This is a genomic window from Candidatus Krumholzibacteriia bacterium (genome assembly GCA_035649275.1).
Taxonomy (GTDB): Bacteria; Krumholzibacteriota; Krumholzibacteriia.
This window is the reverse complement of sequence record DASRJW010000113.1, coordinates 1-3082: the sequence shown is the minus strand read 5'-3', so window position 1 is coordinate 3082 and position 3082 is coordinate 1. Positions and strand designations below refer to the sequence as shown.

General features: G+C 68.1%; 4 protein-coding genes. 3 read left to right on the top strand and 1 reads right to left on the bottom strand.

Annotated elements, in window-relative coordinates:
* Window positions 1–897: PDZ domain-containing protein (locus VFE28_12085; GenBank protein HZM16731.1), on the bottom strand; the 897-nt coding region annotated here is incomplete at its 3' end.
* A gap of 170 nt (window positions 898–1067) precedes the next feature.
* Here VFE28_12085 and ribD point away from each other — a divergent pair.
* The 3 genes from ribD to VFE28_12070 form a co-directional block, all read left to right on the top strand.
* The gene (gene ribD / locus VFE28_12080) at window positions 1068–2204 is read left to right on the top strand and encodes a bifunctional diaminohydroxyphosphoribosylaminopyrimidine deaminase/5-amino-6-(5-phosphoribosylamino)uracil reductase RibD (protein ID HZM16730.1); all 1137 of its coding nucleotides are present in this window, start codon (window positions 1068–1070) and stop codon (window positions 2202–2204) included.
* Window positions 2205–2222: 18 nt separating this feature from the next.
* A complete protein-coding gene (locus VFE28_12075; GenBank protein ID HZM16729.1) occupies window positions 2223–2951 on the top strand; it encodes a riboflavin synthase in 729 nt (242 codons plus the stop codon).
* Window positions 2948–3082 (top strand): 3,4-dihydroxy-2-butanone-4-phosphate synthase (locus VFE28_12070; protein HZM16728.1); only part of this gene is annotated, 135 nt, incomplete at its 3' end. The genes VFE28_12075 and VFE28_12070, both read left to right, overlap by 4 nt.

Genomic DNA, 3082 nt, shown 5'->3' with positions numbered 1-3082 from the left:
AAACCATGCATGCGGGCCCACCGGGTCGGGCCGGCCGATGGTGCGCCGGTCTCGACGGAGCGCTGTGGACACGTAGAAGTCGCGCCGATCCTCGAAGAACGGGTCCAGGTAGTCGTACCAGGCGCCACCCCAGCCATCGCGCAGATCGAGGAGAATGCCATCGACGTCACGAAAGTCCTCGGTGACGAGGCGCGTGAACTCCCTCAGGATTTCAGGACACGTACCGCTCCAGAGGTGGAGGTACCCCACCGGACGCTCCGCGAGGGTGAGGTGCCTGGCGCTATTCCTCATGGCCTGGAGGAGAGAAGCATTGATGCCTTCGCAAACGGGATCGACCCGGACTTCGAGCGTGTCTTGCTGCCGACGAACCGTCAGGGTCGCAGGCCCACCGGCACGAAAAGAGTTCAAGGGGTGGAACGGACGGCCATCGGCCGCGAGAATGACGTCGCCGCGCCGCAGACCGGCACGTGCAGCCGGGTATCCATCCCAGACGGCGCGCAACACCGAGGGATCCGTGGGGAGGCACTGGATCCCCAGGTGGTGCACCTTCGGTGTGGCGATGTCCCGACTCTCGAACATGGAGCGGAACATGTAGTACTCGGCATCGGACTCGGTGAACACCCGATTGTGCGAGAGGTTCAAAGAGTCCAGCAGAGAGTTGACTGCCCTCGCGAGCTCGTCCGGGGAGCTAGCGGCGCGCGCACATTCGGCGAGCGCACGTCGATGGGTCTCGGTGAAGAATCGATCCACCAGCGTCGAATCGAAGAGCTGGGTCCGAAGGGTGTCCCACATCCAGTCGAAGTCCGCGGCCAGCTCGGGCGTGGTCGATCCGGGGGCGAAGGGAAAGGTGAGACAAAGCAGCAAGGCGCCCGCACCAACTGCTGGGGCATGCTTCATGATGGCAGGCCTCCCGCCCGATGCGGTCATGGTACATGCCTTACCATGCGGCAGAGTCGGATGACCGTGAGCAGCAACGGCCCCATCCCAGGCAGCGCATCGTCCAGAGGGGACCTGCGGAGGGTGGGGCTTGGTGAGAGGATCTGCAGACCAGAAGAGCGAGGGAGAGAATGCCGTCGTGGACGCCGGAGGATCGGACGTGGATGGAGCGCGTTCTCGCGTTGGCTGCTGAAGCCTATGGTGAGACGTCGCCCAATCCACTCGTCGGCGCCGTGGTCGTCGGCCCCGACGGCATCGTCGGCACCGGCGTGCATCGCCGGGCGGGGATGCCGCACGCGGAGCCGCAGGCCCTCGAAGCAGCGCTGACGAACCTCGAGCCGGGCAAGGATGCGGCGGCCACGCTCACGCTGTACGTGAACCTCGAACCATGCAGCCACCAAGGCCAGACGCCGCCCTGCGTCGAGGCCATCCTGCGCCGGCCCGTCGCTCGCGTCGTGGCGGCCATGGTGGATCCGAACCCGCTCGTCTCGGGAGCCGGCATCGCGCGCCTGCGCGCCACCGGTGTCGCAGTGGAGGTCGGCCTCCTGCGGCGCGAGGCGGAAGAGCTGAATCACGTCTTCATCGCCCGACAGCGCCGAAAACGTCCCTTCGTGGCCCTCAAGGTGGCGCTGAGCGCCGATGGCTGTATCGCCGGGCCCGGCGGCGAGACGGCTCGAATCACCGGGACCGCCGCCCAGGAGGACACGCACCGCCTCCGGGCGGGTCTGGACGCGGTCCTGGTCGGGGTCGAAACCCTGTCCCGGGACCGCCCGAGGCTGGATCGCAGGTTGTACCATGGTCCTGGGCGGAGCCCACGGCGGATCGTGCTCGACCCCAGACTCCGCAGCAGGCCGGAGTGGCTGTGGCCGGGCGAGGAGCGCTCGCTCGTCTTCTGCGCTGCGAGCAGCTTGGCAGAGCGGCGCGAGGCGCACCGTGCACTCGCGGGCCACGCCGACATCGTGCCGCTTCCGACCACGCCGGGCGGGTTGGATCTGCAAGCGTTGACTGCGGCGCTGGAGAGCCACGGGATCTGGAGCGTCCTGGTCGAAGGCGGCGGTCACACGCACCGCACCTTCCTCGAGGCGGATCTGTGGGATCGCCTCTACGTGCTGCAGAACCCGAACCTGCGGCTCGAGGGTTTGGGCTGGGAAGCGGCGTCTCTCTGGGAGAGTCGACGCCAGGGTGCAGTGCCGCACTCTCGGCAGCTCCTGGGTGGCGAGACGCTGGACGTCTTCGACCACCCGTCGAGTCGAGCGGAGCCGAGCTGAGCGTGGGATGAGGAGAGCATGTTCACCGGGATCGTCGAAGAGATCGGCCGCGTCCGCAGTGTGACGCCGCAGGCCAACGGTGTCGGACTCGACATCCTCGCCGCCGCGGTGACGAAGGATCTCCGCGTCGGCGCCAGCGTCGCCGTGGATGGCGTCTGTCAGACCGTACTGGAAGCCGGTGACGGCTGGTTCCGCGTCGCGGCGGAAACGGAGACACTCCGCGTCACCACCCTCGGTCGCTTGCGGCCCGGCGGCAGAGTCAACCTGGAACGCGCCCTCGTTCTTGGCGGCCGTCTCGACGGGCACCTCGTTCTCGGCCACGTCGATGGCCGCGGGCGCCTCGTCGGCGTGCGCCAGGACGAGCGCACCCATGTCTTCGAGATCGAAGCCCCGGCCGAGCTGCGCGCCTATGTCGCTCCGAAGGGCTGCATCGCCGTCGACGGTGTGAGCCTCACCGTCGGTCCCTGGGTGCGCAGCGGGCGCTTCGAGCTCTATCTCATCCCGCACACCTGGGAACACACCACGTTGCAGGAACGCCGTCCCGGCGACGAAGTCAACCTCGAGGCCGACGTGCTTGCCCGTTACGTCCTGCACTTGGCGCGGGGCGGCGAGAGCGTGCGCCAGGACCTGAGTTGGGAGGGCGTGGCGCAGCTTCTCGGCGGGGCGAGTGTTGGCGGCACGAGCGGCGTTGGCGCGAGGCGTGGCGGCGCCAGCCGGCGAAGCGGGAGCGAAGGGGGTGCGGCATGAGCGACTTCGACAACGTCGAGAAGGCCATCGAGGAAATCCGCGCCGGGCGCTTCGTCCTGGTCGTCGACGACGAGGATCGGGAAAACGAAGGCGACATGGTGCTCGGGGCGCAGTCGGTGACGCCGGAGCAC

Coding starts and splice junctions, on each gene's coding strand:
- ribD (HZM16730.1), top strand. CDS start 1,068: ATGCCGTCGTGGACGCCGGAGGATCGGACGTGGATGGAGCGCGTTCTC.
- VFE28_12075 (HZM16729.1), top strand. CDS start 2,223: ATGTTCACCGGGATCGTCGAAGAGATCGGCCGCGTCCGCAGTGTGACG.